The 24130-nt window shown below is 62.4% G+C and carries 21 protein-coding genes; 8 read left to right on the top strand and 13 right to left on the bottom strand.

Annotation, left to right across the window (positions count from 1 at the left end; genetic code table 11):
- The first annotated feature begins 56 nt into the window (after positions 1-56).
- Positions 57-704, top strand: a complete 648-nt coding sequence (locus AC1DWA_RS03675; RefSeq protein ID WP_029254557.1) for an MBL fold metallo-hydrolase — start codon at positions 57-59, stop codon at positions 702-704.
- An 8-nt stretch (positions 705-712) separates the two neighbouring features.
- Here the strand turns inward: AC1DWA_RS03675 and AC1DWA_RS03670 are convergent, their stop codons facing one another.
- The 4 genes from AC1DWA_RS03670 to AC1DWA_RS03655 form a co-directional block, all read right to left on the bottom strand.
- Positions 713-2074 carry an Ig-like domain-containing protein gene (locus AC1DWA_RS03670; protein ID WP_477916470.1) on the bottom strand — a complete coding sequence of 454 codons (1362 nt, stop codon included), beginning with the start codon at positions 2072-2074 and terminating at the stop codon, positions 713-715.
- A 226-nt stretch (positions 2075-2300) separates the two neighbouring features.
- The gene (locus AC1DWA_RS03665) at positions 2301-3005 is read right to left on the bottom strand and encodes a DUF2334 domain-containing protein (RefSeq protein WP_060938354.1); all 705 of its coding nucleotides are present in this window, start codon (positions 3003-3005) and stop codon (positions 2301-2303) included.
- Between the two features lie 100 nt (positions 3006-3105).
- A complete protein-coding gene (locus AC1DWA_RS03660; protein ID WP_003945816.1) occupies positions 3106-3603 on the bottom strand; it encodes a glutathione peroxidase in 498 nt (165 codons plus the stop codon).
- 80 nt (positions 3604-3683) lie between these two features.
- The gene (locus AC1DWA_RS03655) at positions 3684-4622 is read right to left on the bottom strand and encodes an ABC transporter substrate-binding protein (RefSeq protein ID WP_477846309.1); all 939 of its coding nucleotides are present in this window, start codon (positions 4620-4622) and stop codon (positions 3684-3686) included.
- Positions 4623-4744: 122 nt separating this feature from the next.
- Here AC1DWA_RS03655 and AC1DWA_RS03650 point away from each other — a divergent pair, with 122 nt between their 5' ends.
- The 3 genes from AC1DWA_RS03650 to AC1DWA_RS03640 all read left to right on the top strand — a co-directional run bounded on the left by AC1DWA_RS03650 (position 4745) and on the right by AC1DWA_RS03640 (position 8354).
- A complete protein-coding gene (locus tag AC1DWA_RS03650; RefSeq protein ID WP_279217844.1) occupies positions 4745-5731 on the top strand; it encodes a sucrase ferredoxin in 987 nt (328 codons plus the stop codon).
- Positions 5732-5856: 125 nt separating this feature from the next.
- Positions 5857-7134 carry an acyl-CoA dehydrogenase family protein gene (locus tag AC1DWA_RS03645; RefSeq protein WP_020906373.1) on the top strand — a complete coding sequence of 426 codons (1278 nt, stop codon included), beginning with the start codon at positions 5857-5859 and terminating at the stop codon, positions 7132-7134.
- Positions 7131-8354, top strand: a complete 1224-nt coding sequence (locus AC1DWA_RS03640) for an acyl-CoA dehydrogenase family protein (protein WP_019747070.1) — start codon at positions 7131-7133, stop codon at positions 8352-8354. The genes AC1DWA_RS03645 and AC1DWA_RS03640 overlap by 4 nt, the downstream gene beginning before the upstream one ends.
- 131 nt (positions 8355-8485) lie before the next feature.
- On the opposite strand, the gene AC1DWA_RS03635 is transcribed toward AC1DWA_RS03640, so the two are convergent.
- Entirely contained in the window at positions 8486-9898 is a 1413-nt protein-coding gene (locus tag AC1DWA_RS03635; RefSeq protein WP_003945501.1) for a C4-dicarboxylate transporter DctA, read from the bottom strand.
- Between the two features lie 119 nt (positions 9899-10017).
- Here AC1DWA_RS03635 and AC1DWA_RS03630 point away from each other — a divergent pair, with 119 nt between their 5' ends.
- Together AC1DWA_RS03630 and AC1DWA_RS03625 are read left to right on the top strand one after the other, a co-directional pair.
- Entirely contained in the window at positions 10018-11604 is a 1587-nt protein-coding gene (locus AC1DWA_RS03630; RefSeq protein WP_019747069.1) for a sensor histidine kinase, read from the top strand.
- Positions 11601-12290 carry a response regulator gene (locus AC1DWA_RS03625; RefSeq protein ID WP_020906370.1) on the top strand — a complete coding sequence of 230 codons (690 nt, stop codon included), beginning with the start codon at positions 11601-11603 and terminating at the stop codon, positions 12288-12290. Before AC1DWA_RS03630 ends, AC1DWA_RS03625 begins: the two co-directional genes overlap by 4 nt.
- Positions 12291-12302: 12 nt before the next feature.
- On the opposite strand, the gene AC1DWA_RS03620 is transcribed toward AC1DWA_RS03625, so the two are convergent.
- The 3 genes from AC1DWA_RS03620 to AC1DWA_RS03610 all read right to left on the bottom strand — a co-directional run bounded on the left by AC1DWA_RS03620 (position 12303) and on the right by AC1DWA_RS03610 (position 16497).
- Positions 12303-14417 (bottom strand): S9 family peptidase, encoded by a 2115-nt coding sequence (locus AC1DWA_RS03620; protein WP_477846310.1) that lies wholly within the window; start codon positions 14415-14417, stop codon positions 12303-12305.
- Complete coding sequence (locus AC1DWA_RS03615) at positions 14414-15307, bottom strand: phosphoribosylaminoimidazolesuccinocarboxamide synthase (RefSeq protein ID WP_477916469.1); 894 nt, start codon at positions 15305-15307, stop codon at positions 14414-14416. The genes AC1DWA_RS03620 and AC1DWA_RS03615 overlap by 4 nt, the downstream gene beginning before the upstream one ends.
- Positions 15308-15462: 155 nt before the next feature.
- Positions 15463-16497 carry an ABC transporter substrate-binding protein gene (locus AC1DWA_RS03610; protein ID WP_020906369.1) on the bottom strand — a complete coding sequence of 345 codons (1035 nt, stop codon included), beginning with the start codon at positions 16495-16497 and terminating at the stop codon, positions 15463-15465.
- A 250-nt stretch (positions 16498-16747) separates the two neighbouring features.
- Between AC1DWA_RS03610 and AC1DWA_RS03605 the strand changes: the two genes are divergently transcribed.
- Positions 16748-17680 carry a tyrosine-protein phosphatase gene (locus AC1DWA_RS03605; protein WP_153213265.1) on the top strand — a complete coding sequence of 311 codons (933 nt, stop codon included), beginning with the start codon at positions 16748-16750 and terminating at the stop codon, positions 17678-17680.
- 96 nt (positions 17681-17776) lie between these two features.
- Here the strand turns inward: AC1DWA_RS03605 and AC1DWA_RS03600 are convergent, their stop codons facing one another.
- The 3 genes from AC1DWA_RS03600 to fepB all read right to left on the bottom strand — a co-directional run bounded on the left by AC1DWA_RS03600 (position 17777) and on the right by fepB (position 20869).
- Positions 17777-18439, bottom strand: coding sequence for a response regulator transcription factor (locus AC1DWA_RS03600; protein ID WP_019747064.1), 663 nt, complete (start codon positions 18437-18439; stop codon positions 17777-17779).
- Positions 18436-19749, bottom strand: coding sequence for a sensor histidine kinase (locus AC1DWA_RS03595; protein WP_256922331.1), 1314 nt, complete (start codon positions 19747-19749; stop codon positions 18436-18438). The genes AC1DWA_RS03600 and AC1DWA_RS03595 overlap by 4 nt, the downstream gene beginning before the upstream one ends.
- Positions 19750-19873: 124 nt before the next feature.
- Positions 19874-20869, bottom strand: coding sequence for a Fe2+-enterobactin ABC transporter substrate-binding protein (gene fepB, locus AC1DWA_RS03590; protein ID WP_019747062.1), 996 nt, complete (start codon positions 20867-20869; stop codon positions 19874-19876).
- A 66-nt stretch (positions 20870-20935) separates the two neighbouring features.
- Here fepB and fes point away from each other — a divergent pair, with 66 nt between their 5' ends.
- Positions 20936-22171, top strand: coding sequence for an enterochelin esterase (gene fes, locus AC1DWA_RS03585; protein WP_211918300.1), 1236 nt, complete (start codon positions 20936-20938; stop codon positions 22169-22171).
- A 15-nt stretch (positions 22172-22186) separates the two neighbouring features.
- Here fes and AC1DWA_RS03580 read toward each other — a convergent pair whose 3' ends face one another.
- Positions 22187-22600 carry an HIT family protein gene (locus AC1DWA_RS03580; protein ID WP_047889106.1) on the bottom strand — a complete coding sequence of 138 codons (414 nt, stop codon included), beginning with the start codon at positions 22598-22600 and terminating at the stop codon, positions 22187-22189.
- Positions 22601-22666: 66 nt separating this feature from the next.
- On the bottom strand, positions 22667-24088 hold the full coding sequence (purB, locus tag AC1DWA_RS03575; RefSeq protein WP_477916468.1) for an adenylosuccinate lyase: 1422 nt from the start codon (positions 24086-24088) through the stop codon (positions 22667-22669).
- Positions 24089-24130 lie beyond the last annotated feature (42 nt).

Below are 24130 nucleotides of genomic sequence, written 5' to 3'. Positions count from 1 at the left end.
CCAACACCCGCGAAACCCGCCTGCGAGTCACTCCAGGGCGGCGCATACTCGAAATCATGCGACTGACACATTTTGGCCATTCCTGTGTGCTCGTGGAGTTGAACGGATCGAAAATCCTCTTCGATCCCGGCAACTTCTCGCACGGATTCGAAGGCATCACCGGCCTCGACGCCATCCTCGTGACACATCAACACCCCGATCACGCCGACCCGGCGCGGCTGCCCGAACTGGCCGAAGCGAACCCCGACGCGGTGCTGTACAGCGATCCGCAGACGGCTGAGAAGCTCGGTGGGCGCTGGACGGGAGTCCGGCCGGGCGACCGGTTCAGCATCGGCGACGTCGAGGTGACCGGGACCGGCGGAGAGCACGCGATCATCCATCCGGACCTACCGATGATCGACAACACCGCGTTCCTCCTCGGCGACGCCACCAACCCGGCGCAGTTCATGCATCCCGGCGATTCCCTCTACGTCCCCGAACAGAAGGTCGACGTTCTTGCCCTTCCCGCCGCCGCACCGTGGCTCAAGATCTCGGAGGCCATCGACTACCTTCGCGCGGTAGCGCCGCGCGTCGCGGTTCCCATACATCAAGCGATCATCCGCGACGAAGCCACAGGCATCTTCTACGGTCGCTACTCGGAAATGGCTGCCGACGGTACCGAGTTCCGAGTTCTCGGTGAGGAGTCGAGCGTCGAAGTCGCCTGATTCAGTCCTCACGCACTCACATCGACGATGATCCAGCCGGTGCTCGTCCCACCGGCTGCGTCGGTGAGTGTGTAGAGAATCCTGTCGGTGCCTGTCTTCGTTCCGGCCTCGAACACCACTTCGCCGTTTTCGAGCTTTACGGTGCCACCGAGAAGTGACGTCGCCTCGACCCCGGTTACCTTGATCGAATCTCCGTTGCTGTCATGATCATTCGCGACGGCGTCGACGGTGACTGTGCCACCTGAGCGGACCTGCGCGGTGTCGAGTGCGGCGTACGGCGGGATCGGGCTTGTCGTGTACCGACCGACGTCGTCGAGTCGAGCTGAGGCCACGTCGGCGGCATCGACGATGGCAGCAAATTCGGTGCCGTCGAAGCGCGAGAGGTCGTTGCCGTTCATGATGGTCGATCCCTCGGCGCCGCCGCCGTGATAGTCGTCGGCGTAGAAGTTGTGGCCCAACTCGTGGCGGAGGACGCGGCTGAAGTTGCCATCGGGCTCGGCACCGACCTGCGCGTAGCTGTGATCGAGTTCGAACCTCGAGTAGTAGGCATTTCCGCCACCGGAAGCGCAGACGACAGTCGCCTGGTCGACGCTCGTGCCGACCTGATCGGACCACAGACCTTCCAACTGGTCGAGGTTTTCACAACTGCTCGAATACGGGTCACTCGCGGCATCGGCGCGAAGGACAACCCGACCCAGGATCGGCCGAATTCCGACGTCTCTGATCCAGATGGCAGCGGTTCGGGCCATTGATTCCTCGGCCCGATCCAGAGCGACGGCGGGACTGCCTGCGCCGTGCGCGGAGTACCACTCGCCACTCAGATCCAATCCCACCACGAACTGCTTCACCGTCTTGCCGACGCTTGCGGCCGAGGCCGACGCGATAGAGGCGGTCGGCCACTTGGGTTTTGCGTCGATCGGCGCCGTGCTGCGACCGACCACGTCGGATCCCACGAACTCGATCGAAGCACCACGATCGAAAATCACCTGCCCGCGCAGTGTTCCGGCGGAGTCGACGATGGCCGAGACGATTGCGTCCGGATGCCCTTCCACACTGCCGATGTACGAACGGGGCGCCGGGATCACCACATCGGTCAGCTCGCCGCCGCTTTCCTGTACGGCCATCGAGRAGTCGGATCCCCGCAGATTCATCTTGTGAAGCCGCAGTGTGAGTTGCTCACCTTCGTCGTCGACAGTTGCGGTGCGGGTGCCTTCGCTCGCACCGCCGTCGACACCGCCCGTCGGCAGCGTGTGAACCACGCCGGTCGGAGCGGCAGACGCAACTGCCGGGACGATTGCAGCACAGACGACTGCGCCCACAGCCAGAGCGACAAGACCTTCGGCCGACTTGGAGAACCCTCGTGCGCGCATGGTGAACCTCAACTTCGTCTACTAGCGGCAGATTAACTGCCCGCACTGTAGCAGCGAAAAGGTTGGGCGACGCCGTACTCGAATTCAACGTCCACTTTATGCGACTTTGACCTAATCGGCCCTACTGCCTGCAAGGAACGGGATAAATGCGAAGAGTCTGCCTGCTCGGGCAACCCGGACACACGACACCGTCTCGCAGCTATCAAATAGTTGCCAATGACCGAATTCAGGCAGCGCCGAGTGCCTGCGACGGGGAGTTCCATCGGTATACCTGCGAGGTGGCCTCATGAAAAAGCGCGAGGTCCACAGCGTCGAGAACAGCCTGACGTGGGCCCTCGTTTCCCAACTGCTTGGCAGTAATCGACAATCTGACCAATCCCCCACGCTTGGCGGCGCGCCCGGCTCCGAGAACCAATGCGCGACACCACCACGGCTCGGCCTTGAAGCCCTCGCCGATACCGAAAACCCTTCCCCGCTGCAAGGTTCCACGGGTCAGATCGTGTACTGCGCCGAGGCCTGCCATCGTCCGAAAGCCGGTCTCCGGCAACACCGACATGGCACCAGGCGACGCCACCCAGCGCGGCGGTGCGAACACCCGGGTCCGAAGGCCTGCATGCTCGAGAACCCGATCCGCAGCGAGTAGTCGCAGTTTTGCTTCGTGCTTCGACAGAGTGGCGAACTCGGCTCGACGACGCTTGGTCGCGGCCTGGTCGTAGCCGTGCAGAACGATGGCGTCGCCGTGCTCACGACGCTCACGCAGCCAGGCCGTCGTCACCGCGTCGTCGGCCAGTCGATATTTGTCCTTCAGTCGCGGCGCCACCAGGAGCGACAGGCGGACACCTCGAGCGTCCATCTCGTCTGCGAATCCGGCAGCGAGATAACATGTCTCGTCTCTGATTCCGGATACCGACACGATCAGTTCTGCGGACATACTCCGATAGTGGCAGCTGTGGGTGAACAGCACACTGCCGCCGGATGATCATCCGGCGGCAGTTTTCAGCACAGCTACTAGTTCTTGAGAAGCGCGGCTACTAATTCTTGGGAAGCGCGGCTTCGATGGCGGCGACAACCTCGGGAGCGTCAGGTTCGGTCCGCGGACGGAAGCGGTTGACGACGGTGCCGTCCGGTCCGATCAAGAACTTCTCGAAGTTCCACTGGATGTCGCCCGCAGCGCCTTCGGCGTCGGCAGCCTTGGTGAGTTCGGCGTACAGCGGATGCTGGTTCTCGCCGTTCACCTCGATCTTCTCGAGGAGCGGGAACGTGACGCCGTAGGTAGTGGAGCAGAACGTCTCGATCTCTTCGGCGGTACCCGGTTCCTGCCCCATGAACTGGTTGCACGGGATGCCGATCACGGTCAGACCGCGATCGGCGTACTCGCTGGCCAGCTTCTCGAGCGCCGAGTACTGCGGGGTCAGTCCACACTTGGATGCCACGTTGACCACGAGCACGGCACGGCCGTCGTATTCACCCAACGAGGTGGGCACGCCACCGAGGGTGTTGATCGCGATGTTCTGTACTGGAGTTGTCATAGGTCCAACTTAGCGACTCTTGCCGACTGCCAGTTCTCGCCCACTACTTGTTCTCACCTACTGCTTGTTCTCACCTACTGCTACTTCGATGCTCCGAGAATGCGATCGAGGTCGTCCAGAACGGTGAGGCCGCCGAGCGGTCCGACGCCCGTGATCCAGTAGGACATGTCGACCAGATGTGGGTTCGGGAAGAATCCGGCGTTGTCCGCCACGGCCTTCGGCATCGTGCTGGCATCTGCCGGCTTCGCGGAGGTGACCAGGATGAGGTCGGCGTTGGCTCCGGAGACGAATTCCGGGGAGAGGTCGACGGAGATCGAGTTCTCCCAGTCGCGTGCGGGAATCGTGAGTCCCGCGCATTCGAGAGTGCTTCCGGCAAACGACGTGGGTCCGTACAGCGTCAGAACGTCGTCGCGTGGGCGGATGAGCTGAGCGGTCTTGCCCTCGGTGCTATGCTTGCTCGCCACTTCCTCGCAGCGTGCCGTGTAATCACCGAGCAGTTCGCCTGCCTGATCGGTCTTGTTCAACGCCTCTGCGACGAACTGGACGTTGTCCTGCCACGGATCGGTCTGGGTCGCCATGTAGACGGTCGGCGCGATGGCAGCGAGTTGCTCGTACAGATCACCGTGCCGCGATTCCGTTCCGATGATCAGGTCCGGGCTCAGTGCGACGATCTTCTCGAGGTTCGGCGCCGCGACGGTGCCGACCATCTCGATCTCTGCGGCCTTCTCACCGAGGTACGCCGGAACCCCGGTCGTCTCGCTGAGGACCGCGGTGCCCACGGGAATCACGCCCAGCGCTACCGACGTGTCGAGCTGAACCGGCTCGAGCACGACAACTCTCTGCGGATCCATCGGTACGTCCGTGGTTCCGCGGGCATGGGTGACCGCGTGCACGGTGTCGGCGGACTGACTGTCGGTATCCGTCTTGTCGTCACTGCCACACGCCGTTGTCGTTGCCACGATGGCGGCGAGGACAAAACCACCCAGCGCGTACTTCGCCCGCGAGTTACTGCGTTTCATTCCCAACACTCCTGTTACCGACTGCTTTCGACCGTCACAACCACGCGCATTCACCACGGCTGAGCAAAGGATTCACCATCCAATAGTCTGGTGAGCCTAACCTACGAGACTGGAGCCTCATCATGTCTTCCCTTCCCTGCCACACCTGCAGCGACGGTGTCCTGGGGAAGGCATCTATGCAGTGCTTTCCGGAATTTGTCGCCAATCCGCAAACCAGTCGACGCCCTCACGCCTGTACACGGCAGTCGTCGACCGCCGGCGAACCGCTGGTCGGTCGCGCCGGAATGACACATCTGTGGGTGTTGATCGAGCACCCCGGCCCCTGGCCGGCGTCCGCTCCTGACGACGTTCTCCCCGTCGCACTCACCGAAAAAATCTACGCAGCGCAGGGTCGTATTCGCCTCGTGGTGATCCGGCGGCCCCGCAACCGCCGAGTCCTAACCCCGACGTGCGTACTCGCCTGGACGGACGGCACACGTCAGTGGATGCGGGAAGGGTCGGTCGACCGATACGAGGACCTGTCGGTACTGCCGTTCGAATCGATGGCCACCGGTGTGGAACCCGACTTCGGCCGTTCCCGCACGGAACCGCTCTTCGCGGTCTGCACACATGGAAAGAAGGATGCGTGCTGCGCGGAACTCGGTCGCCCGGTCGTGTCGGCGCTGAACGCGGCACAGATCGCAGATGTGTGGGAATGCAGTCACATCGGCGGAGATCGTTTCGCGGCCAACATGATTGCGTGGCCCGCCGCAGTCTATTTCAGCCGACTGGACGGCAACTCCGCAATCGATGCAGCCGAAAAATACCAAGCCGGAGAATTGGAGCTGCTGCACCTGCGCGGCCGAGCGGCACTGTCACAGGCCGCTCAGGCCGCCGAACACGCAGTCCGACGCGTTACCGGCATCGTCGCGACGGACGCACTCGAGAGTGTCGCCGAGAGCGTCGACGGAGAACACACGACTGTCGATCTTCGATTGGAGGCGAGAGACTTTCGCGTGGTCGTTCGACCCGGCTCTCCAGGGCAGCCGTTCCGACACGATTGTGGTTCCGGAGGAACTGTCGAATGGAACGGATGGATCGTAGAACACCTTCACGAGCAATCGCACTGACCATTCGATTCCGGCCCAACTGCCCGGCAGGCCATCGAACCGAGATTTGCGCGGACTGACAACACTTCGAATCAGGTCGCGATGAAGGATCGACGCCCCTGGTGATTACAGCTTGCATTCTTCCCATGACCACCGCACTGACGCCGAATGCCGTTTCCCGGTCTGCAGATCCGATCAAGAGTGAGGTCGACTACGAAACACTGGCAGCAAAATTCCGTCCGATCTTCGCGGACATCGCACAAGCCGTCGTCGAACGCGAACGCGATCACGTGCTTCCCTTCCAACAGATCGACGCACTCAAGAAAGCAGGCTTCGGCGCCGTTCGGGTGCCGACAACACACGGTGGATCCGGCGCGAGCATCCCGCAATTGATCCGGTTACTAGTCGAGTTGTCGAGCGCCGATTCCAACATCACCCAGGCACTGCGCGGTCACTTCGCGTTTGTCGAAGACCGACTGGTCGCCGACCCCGGGCCTGAGCGCGACACCTGGCTCCGACGCTTCGCGGAGGGACAGTTGGTCGGCAACGCGTGGACCGAAATCGGCGACGTTGCATTGGGCGAAGCCAACACCAAGGTCTCGCCCGCACCCGATGCCGACCACTTCCTGGCGAACGGGGCAAAGTTCTACAGCACGGGTTCCATTTTCGCCGACTGGATCGACCTGTACTCGCAGCGCACCGACACCGGCGCATTCGTGATCGCCGCAGTCGAAGCGAGACAACCCGGTGTCACACACAGTGACGACTGGAACGGGTTCGGCCAGCAGACGACTGGCTCCGGCTCGTCCGTCTACGAGAACGCAATAGTCCAGCCGGAGAACATCTTCGACTTCTCGACGCGCTTCAAATACCAGACCGCGTTCTACCAACTTTTCCACCTCGCCACTCTCGCCGGCATCGCCAAGGCTGCGACAACCGAGATCTCTCGTCGAGTCGCCTCTCGTACTCGAACCTTCAGTCACGGCAACGCTCCGAGATACGCGCAGGATTCGCAGATCCAGCAAGTTGTCGGCGAGGTGTCCTCGGCTGCCTTTGCAGCCGAGGCCGTGGCGCTGCACGCAGCACAGTCGTCCCAATGGGCATACGAAGCCGCATTCTCCGGCTCGCCGGAGGAAGAGAAAGCCGCCAACATCGCAGCCGAAATCGATTCGGGGCGAGGGCAAGTCGCCTCGATCGGACTCGTCGTTCCAGCCACGGCCAAGATCTTCGACGCACTCGGCGCTTCCGGAGTGAGCCGCGACCTCGATCTCGATCGGTTCTGGCGCAACGCGCGCACCGTGGCCAGTCATAATCCGGTCGTCTTCAAATCCAAAGTTGTCGGCGACTACGAAATCAACGGAACCGAACCGATTTACGTGTGGGCCATCGGGACTGCACCGACCGAAAAGGATGTACAGGCATGACCGTGACCAGTGAAACCGAAGTCTTCGTCGGCGTTCCCGACACATCCGAAGGCTGGATCGACCGCGCTCGCGAGGTGAGCAACGTCCTTGCCGTCGACGCGCTCGCCCGCGACCGAGCCGGCGAACCACCGTTCCGAGAAGTCCAGCTGCTCAAGGACAGTGGTCTGGTGACACTGCTGGGTCCGATCGAGTTCGGCGGCGGTGGGCAGCGATGGGAGACCGCCTACAAGGTGGTTCGGGAGATCGCGCGCGCCGACGGCTCCATCGGGCAACTGCTCGGGTATCACTACCTGTGGGCATGGGCAGCCAGATTGGTCGGAACCGATCCGCAGATCTCCGCTGTCGAGGAGCTGTACACGAGCAACCGATTCTTCTTCGGCGGCGCAGTGAATCCTCGAGATACGGACCTCACCGTCGTGGACCGCGGAGACACCCTGGTGTTCAACGGTGTGAAGTCGTTTTCCACCGGCGGACGAGTCACCGACCTCACGGTGCTCGAAGGAATCATCGACGGAACTGCGACGCATGTGTTCGCTATCGTGCCGACTGCTCAGGACGGCATAGTCTTCCGCGGCGATTGGGACAACCTCGGGCAGCGCCTCACCGATTCGGGCAGTGTCGAGATCAACGACGTCGAGGTCGACTGGGCAAGTGCGGCAGGCTTTGTCGACAAGGAATTCCAACCTCTGGTCTACAACACCCTGAACTTCCCGGCGATCGAGATCGTGTTCGCGAACTTCTACCTCGGGATCGCCCGTGGCGCACTGGACACTGCGGCCGAGTACACCCGAACCCGTACGCGTCCATGGCCGTACGGCGGTGACAACCGCGAAATCGCAACCGACGAGTGGTACCTCCGTGAGGGCTACGGCGACTTGCAATCGAAGCTGTGGGCGGCGGAGGCCTTCGTGGATCAGGTCAGCCGTGAGGCCGACGCCGTGCTCCACGACGCTCGCGAAAACCTCACCGAGCAGGCTCGCGGCGACCTCGCCGTACGCATTGCGGCCGCAAAACTTCGCGCCGCCGACGTCTCCTTGGAGATCAGCAACAAGATCTTCGAACTGACCGGTGCCAGAGCCACGTCCAACGATGTCGGCCTGGATATCTACTGGCGCAACATCCGGACGCATACCCTTCACGATCCGCTCGCGTACAAGCGCCGTGAAGTCGGTAGTCGTTTTCTGACCGGCGAGATTCCCGAACCCACCTGGTACACATAGCACCCACGAACAGAAAGAGACCGTCGCACGGTTGGTGCGGCGGTCTCTTTCATCGTTACGACCAGGATCACTGATCGTAGATCGGGTTCCGCGCCTGCTGTGCGGTCAAACGTTCAGCAGAGCGGAAGTATCTAGTGATGGCTCACAAATGACTGCTTGGTGCCGGTCGGAGCCGTTTCGAGTTTGTGCTGCTCTTCTTCGTCCTCGTCGTCGAGCATCGTGGCTTCGTTGAACGGAATCTTCCCGTCGAGCACCTCGATGACGCGTTCCTTGTCGATCGTCTTGGTCCACGCGCCGACCAGGAGAGTCGCGACCGCATTGCCCGAGAAGTTGGTGATCGCTCGCGCTTCCGACATGAAGCGGTCGATTCCGACGATGAGTCCGACGCCGTCGAGAAGCTCGGGGCGATGGCTCTGAAGTCCGCCGGCCAGCGTGGCCAGACCGGCGCCGCTGACTCCCGCAGCGCCCTTGGAGGCGATGATCATGAACACCAGCAGCGAGAGCTGTTCACCGAAGGCGAGCGGCTGTCCCATGGCGTCGGCGATGAAGATCGAGGCCATCGTCAGGTAGATCGCGGTGCCGTCGAGGTTGAACGAGTAGCCGGTGGGAACGACGATGCCCACCGTGGTGCGCTCGACGCCTACGTGCTCCATCTTGGCGATCAGACGCGGCAGTGCCGATTCGGAGGACGACGTGGCGAAGATGAGCAGGTACTCACGGGCCAAGTACTTGACCAGCTTGAAGATGTTGAATCCGGTGACGGCGCGCAGCAGCGTTCCGAGAACACCGAAGACGAAGATCAGGCAGGTCAGGTAGAAGCCGATCATCAGGGTTCCGAGCTGGACGACGGCGTTCAAACCGGTCTGGCCGACGACGCTGGCGATGGCGCCGAAAGCACCGATCGGGGCGAGCCAGAGAATCATCGTCAGGATCTTGAACACGAGCTTCTGGATGTATCCGACGGCCTTGAGAATCGGCTCACCCGACTTGCCGAGCGACTGGATCGCGAAGCCGACCAGAAGGGCGACGAACAGAGTCTGCAGCACGCTGCCGGCGGTGAGGGAGGACAGCATCGACGTCGGAATGATGGACGCGATGAAGTCCCAGGTACCGCCCGCGCTGTGGGCCTGATCTGCAAGCTTGGCCACGGAGGCCGCGTTGGGCGTGATGTTCAGGCCACTGCCCGGGTTGAGCAGGTTGCCGACGCCCAGGCCGATCGCGAGTGCGATGGTGGACATCCCGATGAAGTAGGCGAGTGCGAGGCCGCCGACCTTGCCGACCTTGGCAGCAGCTCGAACCGAGCCGATGCCGAGCACGATGGTGCAGAAGATGACCGGGCTGATCATCATCTTGATCAGGCTGACGAACAACGTGCCGAGTACACCGACGGACTTACCGAACTCGGGTGCGAGCCAACCGACGAGGATGCCGCCGATAACCGCGACGATGACGCTCATGTAGAGCCAATGCGTCTTGTCGCGCTTTGCCTTGGTGCCCTCGGGCTGTGGGGAACCGTCTACTGTCCCTGTTGCCGTGCTGCTCATGGGGTGTCCTTTGGATCGGATATCTGTGAAGTGATCGGGATCACTTCGAGTCGTGGAGAATTCTTGTTGCAAACAGGTGGGCCCGGAAGTTTGTGTTCATTACGTTCAGGAGGCGCTCGATGGTCGAACGAAAGACCGGCCGACGTATGAGCGTCGCCAGGCAGATCCTGCTCCTGCAATTGGCGTTGTTGGCGCTGGTCATCGGCGTGGGGGCCGCGCTCGCAGTTGTCGACGAACGCCGAGACAGCGACGACGCGATCCGCAGGCAGGTGAGCTCGATAGCGCAGACTCTTGCCCTGTCGGATTCGACGGCGGCCGCCCTGACGAGCCCGGACCCGACCGCGATTCTGCAACCACAGACCGAGAAAATACGACAGGCAACCGGCGTCGATTTCATCGTGGTGATGGCGCCGGATCGCACTCGATTCACCCACACGAGCCCGGAGCTGATCGGTCAACTGTTCAACGGAAACATTGACCGCGCACTCGCCGGCGTGACCTTCACGGAGACGTACGCCGGGTCGCTGGGGCCGTCGATCCGCGCAGTCACTCCTGTCTACGATTCCGGCGGAACCCTGGTCGGTCTGGTTTCTGCCGGTGTCACCCGCGAGCAGATCAGCAAGCAGTTCGCCCAAAGCGTTCCGGTCATCCTGTTCGTTGCCGGCGGCGGTCTTCTTGCCGCCCTCCTGAGTTCACTTCTGGTGAGCCGACGCATCAGGCGACAGACCCTGGGAATGGCTCCGGACGAACTGCGCACCATGTACGAGCACCACGACGCCGTACTGCACAGCATCGGTGAGGGTTTGGTGGTGATCGGGCAAGGCCGAAGCAAAGACGCGAGAGTGGACATCGTCAACGACGAAGCACGTCGCCTCCTCGATCTACCGGACGGGCCCGTGCCACTTTCATCCATCCCCGAGACCATGCGGGTCGACGACGCCTCTCCCGCGAAGGATCAAGTGCACCTCACCGACAAGCGTGTGCTGGTGGTCAACCAACACCCGGTTGAGTGGGAGGGCAACAGAATTGGCACCGTGCTGACAATTCGCGATCACACCGAACTTCAGAACGTACTCGGGGAATTGGATTCGGTACGTAGTTTTGCCGAGTCGCTTCGATCGCAAGCCCACGAGAGTGCAAATCGTCTGCACACGATCATCACGATGGTCGAGTTGGGGCGAAACGAGGACGCAGTGGCCTTCGCCACCAACGAATTGCGGGTGTCCCAACAGCTGATCGATCGTCTGATGAATGCGGTCCACGAGCCGGCGCTGGCCGCACTACTGCTCGGGAAAATGAGCGAAGCGACCGAACGCGGGGTCGACCTGACCATCACGGAAGACACCGCGCTCGGTCCGGTTCCTTCGCTCAATGCACGCGAGTTGGTCACGCTGGTCGGCAATCTCGTGGACAATGCTATTGACGCATCGCGCGCGAGCGAGTCTCCGTGGGTGGAAGTGACGGTAATGGAAGAGGATTCGATGATGGTTGTTGCCGTCGCCGACAGCGGCCCGGGAATGACACCCGAAGCACTCGAAAAGGCCAAGGGCCGTGGCTACTCCACAAAATCCGGCTCTCGCGGACTCGGTCTCGCACTGGTCTCTCAAGTCGTGAAACGGCACGGCGGCACGCTCACCAGCGAGCCGGCGATGGGCTCCATGCTGGTTGTCCGTATCCCGCTGCGCGAGGCGGAAGCACCGCGATGATCCGTGTACTGATAGTCGACGACGAACCGTTGATCGCCCAGGCGCACCGTTCGTACGTCGAGCGTGTGCCGGAATTCGTGGTCCACAGCGTGGTTCATTCCGGGAACGCCGCCGTGCGTGCAGTTACGGCGGCCAACGCCACCGACCAGCCCATCGACCTGGTCCTGCTCGACATCGGGTTGCCCGACGCCAGCGGTCTCGACGTGGCCTCCGCCCTGGGCGGGTTGCGGCCCAGTCCGGACATCATCGCGGTTACCTCGGCGCGCGATCTGGAGGTGGTCCGAAGCGCCGTGGCTCGCGGGATCGTCCTCTATCTTCTCAAGCCGTTCACTTTCGCAGCATTCCGCGACAAGCTCGAGCGCTACCTCGAATATCGTGCAGCACTTCCCGCTGGCGAGTCTGCGGTCAGTCAACACGACATCGACCGCGCGATGTCCGCACTACGAACGTCCGACGATCGCGCAGCGGCACCGAAAGGCTTTGCGTCTCAAACACTCGGACTCGTCGCAGCGTCTGTCCGGGATTCTGAAGGACCGGTGACCGCTGCAGAGGTGGCAGCATCGGTCGGCGTGTCCCGGGTGACGGCCTGGCGCTACCTGGAAAAGCTGGCAGACGACGGCATGCTCACCCGGGAGACCGAGTACGGGCGCGCTGGGCGCCCTCAGGTTCGTTACCGCAGAACCTGATTGACACAGAATCTAGTTTGCGCCAACCGTGTCGAGAACCCAGGCGAACTCGAATGCGACCTCTTTCCACTTCTCGTACCGACCGCTGACACCGCCGTGTCCGGCGCTCATCTCGGTCTTGAGAAGTAGCGGAGCATCACCGGTCTTCGTGGCGCGCAGTTTCGCGACCCACTTGGCCGGCTCCACGTACAGAACGCGGGTGTCGTTGATGCTCGTGATCGCAAGAATGGCGGGATAGTCCTTGGCTTCCACGGTCTCGTACGGGCTGTACGAGCGCATGTAGTCGTAGACGTCCTTGTTGTGCAGCGGATCTCCCCATTCGTCCCACTCGATGACCGTCAACGGTAGCGACGGATCGAGAATCGACGTCAGCGGGTCGACAAACGGAACATTGGCGAGAATGCCGGCAAACAGTTCCGGAGCGAGATTGGCGACAGCCCCCATCAGCAATCCACCCGCACTACCGCCGTCGGCAACCATCCGATCGGCCGCCGTGACACCGGTGTCGATCAAATGCTTTGCGCACGAGACAAAATCGGTGAAGGTATTCTTCTTCGTGAGCGTCTTGCCGTTTTCGTACCAGTGACGACCCATCTCGCCGCCGCCGCGCACGTGTGCGACCACGAAGACGACGCCGCGATCGAGCAACGACAAGCGGGCAACCGAGAACGACGGGTCGATGCTCGCCTCGTAGGAACCGTAGCCGTACAACAGCAGCGGCGCGGGACCTTCCGGCGCACCTACGCGCCTCACGATCGAGAGCGGAATGCGGGTTCCGTCGTCGGCCACTGCCCAGTCGCGACGCTGCTCGTAATTACTCGCATCGAAGTCACCGAGAACAGGCTGCGACTTGCGCAGTGCCAGTTCACCACTGGCGACGTAGTAGTCGTACACCTGCCCGGGAGTGATGAACGACGTGAAGCCGAGTCGGATGGTGGGCTGCGCCCATTCCGGATTGGACCCCATACCGATGCTGAAGAGTTCTTCGTCGAAGTCGATTTCGTGACGCTCGCCGTAGCCGTCATCCGTCAACGGCCACACGGCAACCCGAGTGAGCGCCTCGCGGCGGTAGCTCAGGACGAGGTGTCCGGCAAAGGCTTCGGCTTCTTCCAGACGAACGTCTGCGCTGTGCTCGATCAGCGTCGTCATGTTTGTCGGATCCGACACGGGAGCTTCCACCAACACGAAGTTCTCGGCCTTGACTCCGTCCACGACGTCGTTGTGGAGGATCAGGAAGCGGTCCTCTCCCCCGATCACCGCGTGTTCAGCGCCGTACTCGACGCCCTCGCGACGCGGGATGATGACGCGGAAGTCGCCTTCCGGGTTCGCCGATTCCAGCATCCAGCCTTCGCTGGTCACCTTGGAACCGACCCAGATCATCAGGTACTTCTCACTGCGGGTAGACCCCACCGAAACCCAGTACCGCTCGTCGGGCTCGTGGAACACCGAAACATCTTGACTCTGCGGCGTTCCCAGCTTGTGACGCCACACGGTGTCCGGACGCCAGGAATCGTCGACCGTCATGTAGAAGACGTGACTGTGGTCGATCGCCCAGGTGGCGCCAGGCGCGGTATCGGGAATCTCGTCGGCGAGCATCTCACCGGTCTCGAGGTTCTTGAACCGCAAGGTGTACCGCTCGTCGCCGACGATGTCCACCGAGTACGCGAGCAACGTGCCGTCCTCGCTGATGGAGAACGCGCCGAGCGAAAAGAACTCGTGCCCTTCGGCTTCGACGTTGCCGTCCATGAGGATCTGCTCGCCGGCCAGCTCGACGCCGGGCGTCAGGTTGGGCGGAGTCCAATCGTCTTCACCGGCGATGGGGCACCGGCACTGGACGGTGTACGACTTGCCTTCCACGCTGCGCGAGTAGTACCACCACTTACCCATGCGAGTGGGCACCGACATGTCGGTTTCCTGCGTCCGCGACTTGATCTCCTGGAAGATCTTCTCGCGCAACGGCTCGAGCGCGGCCGTCTGCTCGTCGGTGTACGCGTTTTCGGCTTCGAGGTATGCGACGACCTCGGCGTTGTCCTTGTCCCGCAGCCACTCGTAGTCATCGACGAACGTGTGTCCGTGATGGGTACGTTCGGCGGGGACCTTCTTTGCGACCGGCGGGATCAGGCTCATGCGCTGGGACCGACCCAATCGTCGAAGGACAGACCGGAAATGCGCTCGTACGCCTCGATGTAGCGTGCCCGAGTCGCGTCGACGATCTCCTGCGGCAACGGCGGCGGTGTCGTGTCCGAGCTACGGTCCCAGCCGGATTCGGGGCTCGTGAGCCAGTCGCGCACGAACTGCTTGTCGAAACTGGGCTGCACCTTGCCCGCTTCGTAGCCTTCGAGAGGCCAGTAGCGCGACGAGTCGGGGGTGAGCACCTCGTCGGCGAGCACGAGGTTTCCACCGGAGTCGAGACCGAATTCGAGCTTGGTGTCCGCAAGGATGATTCCGCGATCGGCCGCGAAGTTGGAGGCGCGGGCATAAACGTCGAGAGTGTCCTCGCGAAGCTGCACTGCCAGCTTCTGGCCGACCTTCTCCACTACCTGATCGAAGCTGATGTTCTCGTCGTGATCCCCGAGAGCTGCCTTGGACGCCGGGGTGAAGATCGGGTCGGGCAGCCGCGACGCCTCGACGAGGCCCTCGGGCAACGCGACGCCGCACACTGCGCCGGTGTTGTTGTAGTCGACCAGGCCGGAGCCGGTGAGGAAGCCACGAACGACGCATTCGACGGGAACCATGTCGAGGGAGCGCACTACGAGAGCGCGGCCGAGAACCTCTTCCGGGATGCGATCGTCGTCGGGCTCGCCGGCCAGGTGGTTGGTGCCACCGAGGACGTTGAAGAAGAACACGCTCATCGCGGTGAGCACGCGACCCTTGTCCGGGATCGGCGTGCTGAGCACGTGGTCGTAGGCCGAGATCCGATCACTCGCGACAAGCAGCAGATGSTCGTCGTCGATCGTGTAAAGGTCACGGACCTTGCCACCGGCCAGATGAGTGTAGGAATCAAGTGTAGGACGCACCCGGTCACCCTATCGGGCGTTCGCAGTTCGTACAGAACCCCGGTAGCCGGGACAGGTAAGCGTCCTCGCCGTTCGGAGAGCTGTCCGCCCTGCTCATCCGGATATGCAGGTGGCCCCTCGCCAGCAGGCGAGAGGCCACCGTCACAGTCGATGAACTACTGGTTTGCGGGCAGCTTCGACAGGCCCTCGTCGATCGAATCCAGCGTCAGAAGAGCCGTCTGATAGGTCGCGGCCAACGAATGCTGGACCTGGACGACGTTGCCGGCCTTCACTGCGGGCAATTCCTTCCACAGCTCGGAATTGACCAGCTCCTGCAACTGCGGAGACATCGAGCCATCGGCGTTGAGGCCGTAGACGATCACGTCGACATTTCCGAGATTTTCGCCGATCTTCTCGATGGATACCTGTTCGACGTGGATGTCGGCGGGGTCTGCGGGGGTGCCGGGGAACTGCAGTCCGAGTCCGTCGAAGAGATTGGTCGTGTACGAAGACGCGTACTCGCGTGAGAAGGTGCCGGCCTCGGGCTTGCAGACGTTGCACACGCCGCCGAAGGTCAACGAGCCGAGCTTGTCCTTGTACTTCGCGGCCAGTTCGGCGGTTTTGGCGTCGTAGTCGTCCTTGAACTCGCCGTAGGTGTCGGAGACATTCGCGGCATCGGCGAACTGCTCGCCCAGCACTCGCCAATCAGCAGGAACCGTCGGTCCCAGGAAGACGACGGGAGCGGCCGCCTTGAGCTGCGCCATGTCCAGCTGGCTTTCGACACGAGCGGGAACACCCATGATGATCAGATCGGGCTCGGCAGCGACGATTCCCTCGTAGTTGAGCTGGGAGACGTTGCCGTCGGGCGCGACCTTCGGCAGAGCTTCGTAAGCGGCCTTGGTCTTGTCGTCCATGTTGCCGAGTTCACGGGTCCACTCACATACTGCTGCCAGGTTCGCTCCCGCCTGAATCAGCGGCAGAACTGCGTATCCGCAGGCCACGATCCGCTGCGGGTCGCTCGGGATCTCGATGGATCCGTTCTGTGCCTCGAAGACACGGGTCTGCGAGCTCGCGGCTGTCGTCGACGATTCGGACGACGCCTCCTCGGAGTTGCTGCAGCCGGCGACGCCGACCGCCAGCGCAGCTGCTGCGCCGATCACCACTGCGCGGCGAAACCACGACAGACCTTGAACCCGCATGTTGAACTCCATCTGAACGCACCGGACTGCTCCGGAATTGATTTGGTGAGGCTAACCAATATCAGGGCACTGGACCTTTACACAAACACAGGTCTCGAGGAATGAACTGCGCCTCCCGAGTCACTCACGCTCACAGCAGCACGCCTCCCACTGAGAGGGAGCAAAGCAAGATTCCTCTCGAATCGGACACGCGAACTCGCTACCTTGCCTTCGCGATACCTCATCGACCAGCCACTCTCTCCGCTCGACGAAGGGCTCACACATGTCCCGATCCACGCGCACGTGCTCGCTACGGTCTGCCGCGGCCATTGCGTTGACCAGCAGCTTTCTCATCACCGGTTTCGGCGCCTCGATCGCGCACGCCGGACCTGCCCCCTCGGCTCCACAGTTCGGCTCACTGGATTTCGGATCCAGCAACTTCGGCAGTGCCGAGCAAACCCCAGATGCTCCGCGGCTGACCGGGATCGACAATTTCCGCGACGTCGCAGGCACCGGCGCCGGATACTCGGGAACTTTCGGTCTGCCCGTGAACAAGGGAGTCTTCTACCGCGCGAACGCGATCACGCCCAAGGGCGATGACATGAGCATTCTCGAAAAGCTGGGACTGACAAAGGTTTACGATCTGCGCACGGAACCCGAGATCGCCAGCAAGCCGGATGTCCTGCCCGACGGGGTTGCGTACGAGAACATTCCGATCCTGTCCGGGAACATCGCCGAGATGGTCGCGAAGATCAAGTCCCCCGAGGACTCACGATCGATGATGCAGGACATGAACCGCGCCTTCGTCACCGGAGCGACGGAGCGAGCCGGGTTCGCACAGTTGCTCACGGGCCTCGCGGAAACCGAAGGCGCACAGGTCTTCCATTGCACTGCAGGTAAAGACCGCACCGGCTGGACGTCGTTTCTGCTGCTGAGCATCGCCGGTGTCGACCGCTCGGTGATCATGAACGACTACTTGCTGACCAACGAATACACAGCCGAAGGCATGAAGGCCACGCGCGCGGGCATCGCGGCGAGCCTGGGCGAACAGATGGCCGTCAACATGGAGCCCCTGTTGGGTGTCGAGGCAAGCTATCTCGATGCCGGCCTCGCCCAGTTGGACCAGACCTACGGGTCGGTCGATCGTTACCTGACCGAGGGCTTGGGTCTGAGTCCGGCGACCGTCATGACGCTCAAAGCCAAACTGCTGGGCTGAGCGACCCACCTGCCCCGGGTTCGACGAGGGGTCGAACCCGGGCACGTGGACTTTCTCTGCCCGCGCCGTGCCGGATGCGCCGCAGCGTCCCGTGCGTCAGCGCGATACGGCGATCACGTTGTTTCGGTACGCCCAGATGACGATCTGCACACGGGTACGCACCTGCAGCTTCTTGCAGATGTTGCTGATGTGCGACTTCACCGTGCTCTGCTCGAGGCTGAGAGAATCTGCGATGTCGTTGTTTCCCAAGCCTTGTGACAGCAACTGCACCACATCCATTTCACGCGCGCTGAGACCGTGATCCGATCCGGAGCGCGCCGTGGACATCGGTGCCGGCTTGCGCCTCGCGAACTCCACGATCAGTCTCGACGTCAATCTCGGAGAGAGCACCGAGCCACCCTCGGCCACGGTCAGCACTGCCGACGAGAGCTCCTCGGGATCGGCGTCTTTGAGCAGGAACCCTGCGGCGCCACTGTCGAGCGCCTCGAAAACGTACTCGTCGAGATCGAACGTGGTGATCACGACGACGCGGGTCGCCGGAAACTCGGCAAGGACCTCCCTGGTCGCGGTCAACCCGTCACCGTGAGGCATTCGGATATCCATCAGTACGACGTCCGGACGCAGTGCACGCACCTGCTCGTACGCCTCGACTCCCGTCTTGGCATGCCCGACGACGCGAATCTCGGGGTGACCGGAGAGAAACAGTTCGAACCCCTGCCGTACCACCTGCTGGTCGTCTGCAATAAGGACGTCGATCATGCGTTGATCCTCCCGTTCACCGGCACCAGTGCCTGCACAGCCCACTCACCTTCCGAATTCGGTCCGGCGTCCAGTTGACCACCCATGAGTGTCGCGCGTTCGCGCATTCCCACAATTCCGAGGTTTTGCCCGTCGGAGGACGGACGAGCATTCCCGAGCGTATTGATCACCCGGACTCTCACCGCACCGGCTTCTCGGCTCAGACATACCTTGGACTCGCTACCCGGCGCATGGCGAAGGACGTTCGACAACGCCTCCTGGACGATGCGGTAGCACGTCAACTGGACTCCGCTGTCCAGGTCGTCGAAGCGGCCGACCTTCTCGAGCGAGATCGACGAGATGGTGCGCCTGCAGTCGTCCACCAACTCGTCGATGTCGGAGACCATAGGCGTCGGGAAATCGGGGTCTTCCTCACCCAGACGGAGGATCCCCACGATCTGCCGCAAGCTGTTGAGGGCCCGCTGCCCCTGCTCGATGACGCCGCCCAGGAGGGCTTGCGCTTGTTCGGGATTGCTCGAGAAGAACTTGTCGGCGGCACGGGCCTGGATGATCATGCCGGTCATGTGGTGAGCCGCGACGTCGTGCAACTCACGTGCCATGTCCTGCCGTTCGGCGACAACGGCATTCGCGATCTTGCGTTCGCGGTCCCGGTGCAGATCCGCTACCGCCTGACTGTTCTCCACTGCTTGCTTTCGCAGACGCGCGACGATCTTTCCCATGGCGGCGACGACCAGAAAACTCGTGACGGTGTTTGCCGCCGGCTCGAGGAACAGGTGGGGCAACTCCCCCACCTGAACCTCTGCGACCGTCAGCCCGTCCCGCTCGGTGAGATACATCGCCAAGATCACGTCCATCGCCATTCCGAGGACCAGCAGTCCGACCAGGCGCATGCCGCTCACCCGGATGGACACTGCCATGATCGCGAACCAGAAAAGCGGCGTGGCCCCCAGCGATCGACTGCCGAGGAAGAGCATCAATCCGCCGGATCCTGCCAACGTCAGGAGGTAGTACGCGATCGGGTACCGCCGGCGCGCACACGCCACAACGGTCAACACCGTCAGGAAACCCATGATGCCGACGACGGTTCCCGGATCGCTCAGCACTCGATTGCTCGTCTCGGGTTCAGTCTTGAGACTGGCGAGACCGAACACCCACGGCACACTCAGCAGGCCGACGATCACGGCCGCCGTGGCCGGGTTGTTCAGGTTGAAACGTCCCCACCCTCGCGATGCCAGGGCTTGCCCCGAGACATTCTGACCAGCCGAGTCGAACATCCACTCCCCATTCCGCATCCGATGATTGACGTTCATGGTGGCATGCGCGCACCACTTGGTCCCACATTCGGCGAACGTGAAGGGAATGTTCGATTCTCGGCTACAACCAAAGGACTAGTTCGGGGTGAAAGGCCTAGTACTTATGTCCAGTACTTATGTCTCAGCTGAACTGCTCGACCAACCGGTTCACCATGTTGGTTGCGCTGTAGTAGTCGAGACGGAAGGTATCGAGCCCCACGGCATAGACATGGTGATCACGAATTGCCGGATGCTGCGCCAACAGGGGAAGTGCCTCGACCGCTTTCACCGCACCGTCGTCGGCGCTGACCAAGATCAGGGTGTTGCCCGCGATACCGTCGTAGAGGTTCTCGGCCGAGACCTGAATGATGTCCTTGCGCTTACCCATGGATTCACTGCTCTTCGCAGACTCGGGAATGTCGGCGACCGTGAAACCCATCGCCGTGAGCAACTTCGCCTGCCCGGACTCGTGCGTCCAGATATTGGCGCCGCTGCCGTCCTCGTAGTAGACGAGCGCGGTGGTCGGCTGCGGGGGAAGTGTGACCTTGGCCTTCGCTGCCTCTACTGCGCTGTCGAATTTCGCGACCGTGGCCGCTGCGTTGTCTTCGAGACCTGTCGCTTCACCCAGCACGGCGGCCACTTCCTGCCAACTACTTCCGCCGTAGTCCACCACGATTGTCGGAGCGATGGCCGTGAACTGTTCGTACAGATCGACGACGGAGTCACCTCCGGTCGCCGAGACGACGATGAGGTCCGGGTTCTGGGCCAGAACGGATTCTGCGTTCGCTCCGCCCATCGGCAGCACTGCGAGTCCACGTTCTCGAGCTATGTCGCCCCACTGTGTGAACAACCCCTGCGCATCCGATACGTCGGTGTTCGGTCCCGTCGATGCGGTAGCCACCACCGGAGCGTCGATCGACAACAGCGTGCCCGTCAGCGTCACACTGGTCGAGACGATCCTCTCCGGCTTCGACGTGATCTCCACCGGCCCCTTCGGCGTTTCCACCGTGCGGGGCCAATTACCCTGCGATGCAGCCGAATCAGCACCGGAATCGGCATCCGCAGAACTACATCCGGCGAGAGCGAACCCTGCCACCAAGACTGCGGAGAGCACCTTCAAGGCGCGCGATTTTTTCATTGTGACGCCCACTGGCGGACCACTCCTCGAATTCAAAAGCCCATGAAATTAGGTTAGGCTGTGCTCATGCTAACTCAGGCGGTGACAGAATTGTCCGCTTCCCTCGCGGCCTCGCCCGACATCGACACCTTCTGGAACCGGATAGTGCAACAAGGCACGCCGATCATCGAAAGTGTTGACACACATACAGTTCGAGTAACTTTCCTCTGGCGACAGCCCGAGGAGACGGAAGTCGAGCGCGTCTACCTCGACGCAAACTCGTTGACCGACCATCACACGGAACAACTCAGCGTGATGCAACGGATCAGTGAGAGTCCGGTGTGGTTCTACGCCGCCGAAGTCTCGAACACCTGGCGCAGCAGTTACAGCATCATCCCGGCGCCGAAGTCCGTAGTCGACGAATTCGATTATCCGGGAGCAGGCAAGGAAGACACGACCCGCCGCACCCGCTGGTTGGGGTTGCTCGAACACCGAATTGCCGACCCACTCAATCCGCTTTCCGCAGGCGTGGACACAAGGCGTTCCGTCGCTGAGATGCCCTCGGCGCCGGTCCAGTTCGGTTGGGATGCTCCAGTTTTCAGGAAGTCGATACAGCTCACCTGGGCCAGTTCGACGTTGGACGTCGAGCGGCCGGTGTGGATCTACGAGACCGTGGACGACGGATTGACACCGCTCGAAGAACGGCCGCTCGTGATACTTCTCGACGGGCGCCACTGGGCCGAGGTCATGCCAGCAGGTGCCGCCTTCGATCGTGCAGTCCAGACCGGCAAACTGAAGTCCTGCGTTCTGCTGGCCATTGATTCCGTTGACAATCAACGTCGTTCGAAGGAATTGCCGTGCAACCGCGACTACTGGAGTGCAGTCGTCGACGAACTACTTCCGCAGGTGCGCGCCGTCGCACCCTTCTCGTCTGATCGAACGCGAACGGTGGTGTCAGGGCAGAGTTTCGGCGGCCTGGCCTCGATGTTCGCAGCACTCGAATTCCCCGAACACTTCGCGCTGGTCGCCAGCGGGTCCGGTTCATTCTGGTGGCCGACAGGCTTGAAGCGCGGCGAGGACGGTCCGCCGGGTGGAGACATCGCCGCACGCATCGAGCGCGATGGCGTGCCGGACGGTTTACGCGTTGTCCTCGAAGTAGGTAGGCACGAGTCCGACATGGTCGGGCACAGCGCAGCGGTCGCACAGGCGTTGGAAGCTGCCGGAGCGCAAGTGTCGTATCGGATCTTCGACGGCGGCCACGACTGGTTGTGCTGGCGCAGTGTCCTTCTGGACTCCGTTGTCGAACTGATCGGCAGTCCCTGAAACTGGCCGGTACCGCTAGTTCAGTGCACCGCGAATGACGGCAGCCGTGCTGTCGAGAACTGCCCGATTGGGCGTGCGAGGTAGTGCACGCAGGCCGAAGCCGTCGCCGCGATTTCGCGGAATGACGTGCAGATGAACATGGAAGACTTCCTGCCCCGCAACAGCTCCGTCGGAGAGATGCAGATTCACTCCGTCGACCGGGAGAGGTCCGGTACGCATCGCTGCGGCGATCTTCTGTGCGACGGCAAAGATCCTGGCACCGTCGTCGGAATCGAGCGTGGACAATCCACTGGCGTGGCGCTTCGGCACGACCAGGAGATGGCCGGATGTGAACGGCCGAATATCCATGAAGGCAAGGACATTCGCGTCGTCGTAGACGACGCTGGCCTCGGCCTCACCGGCGATGATGGAACAGAAGATGCAGTTCATGCTCTTCGACCCTGTGCGCCTTTTCGGTAGTGGTGACTACCGAAAAGGCGCACGGGGGCGTAGCCCTTACAGAATCGGCGACGGCGCATACGCCGCAGCTTCGGGGTTGGCGTCGACAAGCTTCTGCACCTCGGCGACAACGGCGTCGACCTGAGCAGACGCGGCGCCGACAAAGGCCGCCTTGTCGGCCAGAGCCTCGTCGAGTGCGGCGCGGTCGAGCGGCAAACGATCGTCGGCGGCAAGGCGATCGAGCAGGTCGGGCTCCTTGCCTTCCTCACGCATCGCCAGCGCAACTGCGACGGCGTTCTCCTTGATCGCCTCGTGGGCGGTCTCGCGTCCGACGCCCGCGCGCACCGCTGCCATGAGAACGCGGGTCGTGGCGAGGAACGGCAGGTAGCGCGTCAGTTCCTTCTCGATGACGGCCGGGTACGCGCCCATCTCGATCAGCACGGTCAGGAAGGTCTCGAACATGCCGTCGATCGCGAAGAACGCGTCCGGGAGAGCGACGCGGCGCACGACGGAGCAGAAGACGTCGCCTTCGTTCCACTGTGCACCCGCAAGCTCGGCTGCCATGGAGCCGTAGCCGCGCAGGATCACCTGAAGTCCGTTGACTCGCTCGCACGAGCGGGTGTTCATCTTGTGCGGCATCGCCGAGCTGCCGACCTGGCCGGGCTGGAAGCCTTCGGTGACCAGCTCATGGCCGGCCATCAGGCGGATCGTGTGTGCAAACGACGACGGGCCCGCGCCGACCTGGACGAGCGCGGAGATGACGTCGTGGTCGAGGGAACGCGGGTACACCTGGCCGACGCTGGTCAGTACGTGGGCGAATCCGAGGTGCTCCGCGACCTTCGCTTCGAGCTGCTCGAGCTTGGCCGCATCGCCGTCGAGGAGGTCGAGCATGTCCTGAGCGGTACCCATCGGGCCCTTGATCCCACGCAGCGGGTAGCGATCGATCAGCTGACGCAGACGTGTCAGTGCAACGAGAAGCTCGTCGGCCGCGGAAGCGAAACGCTTGCCCAAGGTGGTGGCCTGAGCTGCGACGTTGTGCGAGCGGCCGGCCATCACGATGGACGAGTACTCGGCAGCGCGCTCACCCAGACGGGCGGCGACGGCGATGCCGTGGTTGTAGACGTGTTCGAGAGAACGCACGATCTGCAGCTGCTCGACGTTCTCGGTGAGGTCACGGCTGGTCATGCCCTTGTGGACCTGCTCGTGTCCGGCGAGTGCATTGAATTCCTCGATGCGTGCCTTCACGTCGTGGCGGGTGACCCGCTCGCGGTCCGCGATGGACGCCAGGTCGACGTCGTCGATGACGCGCTCGTAGTCGTCGATGGCGTCGGCCGGAATGTCGATGCCCAGCTCTGCCTGCGCACGCAACACCGCCACCCACAATTGACGCTCGAGCACGATCTTGTACTCGGGAGACCACAGAGCAACAAGCTCCGGGCTGGCGTATCGGTTGGCAAGGACATTCGGGATGCGGCTCACGAGGCCTCAGTCTAACGGTGGCCGAGCAGTGCTGTTACCCCC

The organism is Rhodococcus sp. P4_F3_2, from assembly GCF_056401335.1.
This window is presented reverse-complemented; position numbering and strand designations above follow the sequence as displayed.

Bases quoted from the DNA above. Each gene is read 5' to 3' on its own strand.
- AC1DWA_RS03675 (WP_029254557.1), top strand. From the start codon at position 57: ATGCGACTGACACATTTTGGCCATTCCTGTGTGCTCGTGGAGTTGAAC.
- AC1DWA_RS03665 (WP_060938354.1), bottom strand. From the start codon at position 3,005: ATGTCCGCAGAACTGATCGTGTCGGTATCCGGAATCAGAGACGAGACA.
- AC1DWA_RS03660 (WP_003945816.1), bottom strand. From the start codon at position 3,603: ATGACAACTCCAGTACAGAACATCGCGATCAACACCCTCGGTGGCGTG.
- AC1DWA_RS03655 (WP_477846309.1), bottom strand. From the start codon at position 4,622: ATGAAACGCAGTAACTCGCGGGCGAAGTACGCGCTGGGTGGTTTTGTC.
- AC1DWA_RS03650 (WP_279217844.1), top strand. From the start codon at position 4,745: ATGTCTTCCCTTCCCTGCCACACCTGCAGCGACGGTGTCCTGGGGAAG.
- AC1DWA_RS03645 (WP_020906373.1), top strand. From the start codon at position 5,857: ATGACCACCGCACTGACGCCGAATGCCGTTTCCCGGTCTGCAGATCCG.
- AC1DWA_RS03640 (WP_019747070.1), top strand. From the start codon at position 7,131: ATGACCGTGACCAGTGAAACCGAAGTCTTCGTCGGCGTTCCCGACACA.
- AC1DWA_RS03635 (WP_003945501.1), bottom strand. From the start codon at position 9,898: ATGAGCAGCACGGCAACAGGGACAGTAGACGGTTCCCCACAGCCCGAG.
- AC1DWA_RS03630 (WP_019747069.1), top strand. From the start codon at position 10,018: ATGGTCGAACGAAAGACCGGCCGACGTATGAGCGTCGCCAGGCAGATC.
- AC1DWA_RS03625 (WP_020906370.1), top strand. From the start codon at position 11,601: ATGATCCGTGTACTGATAGTCGACGACGAACCGTTGATCGCCCAGGCG.
- AC1DWA_RS03620 (WP_477846310.1), bottom strand. From the start codon at position 14,417: ATGAGCCTGATCCCGCCGGTCGCAAAGAAGGTCCCCGCCGAACGTACC.
- AC1DWA_RS03610 (WP_020906369.1), bottom strand. From the start codon at position 16,497: ATGGAGTTCAACATGCGGGTTCAAGGTCTGTCGTGGTTTCGCCGCGCA.
- AC1DWA_RS03605 (WP_153213265.1), top strand. From the start codon at position 16,748: ATGTCCCGATCCACGCGCACGTGCTCGCTACGGTCTGCCGCGGCCATT.
- AC1DWA_RS03600 (WP_019747064.1), bottom strand. From the start codon at position 18,439: ATGATCGACGTCCTTATTGCAGACGACCAGCAGGTGGTACGGCAGGGG.
- AC1DWA_RS03595 (WP_256922331.1), bottom strand. From the start codon at position 19,749: ATGAACGTCAATCATCGGATGCGGAATGGGGAGTGGATGTTCGACTCG.
- fepB (WP_019747062.1), bottom strand. From the start codon at position 20,869: ATGAAAAAATCGCGCGCCTTGAAGGTGCTCTCCGCAGTCTTGGTGGCA.
- fes (WP_211918300.1), top strand. From the start codon at position 20,936: ATGCTAACTCAGGCGGTGACAGAATTGTCCGCTTCCCTCGCGGCCTCG.
- AC1DWA_RS03580 (WP_047889106.1), bottom strand. From the start codon at position 22,600: ATGAACTGCATCTTCTGTTCCATCATCGCCGGTGAGGCCGAGGCCAGC.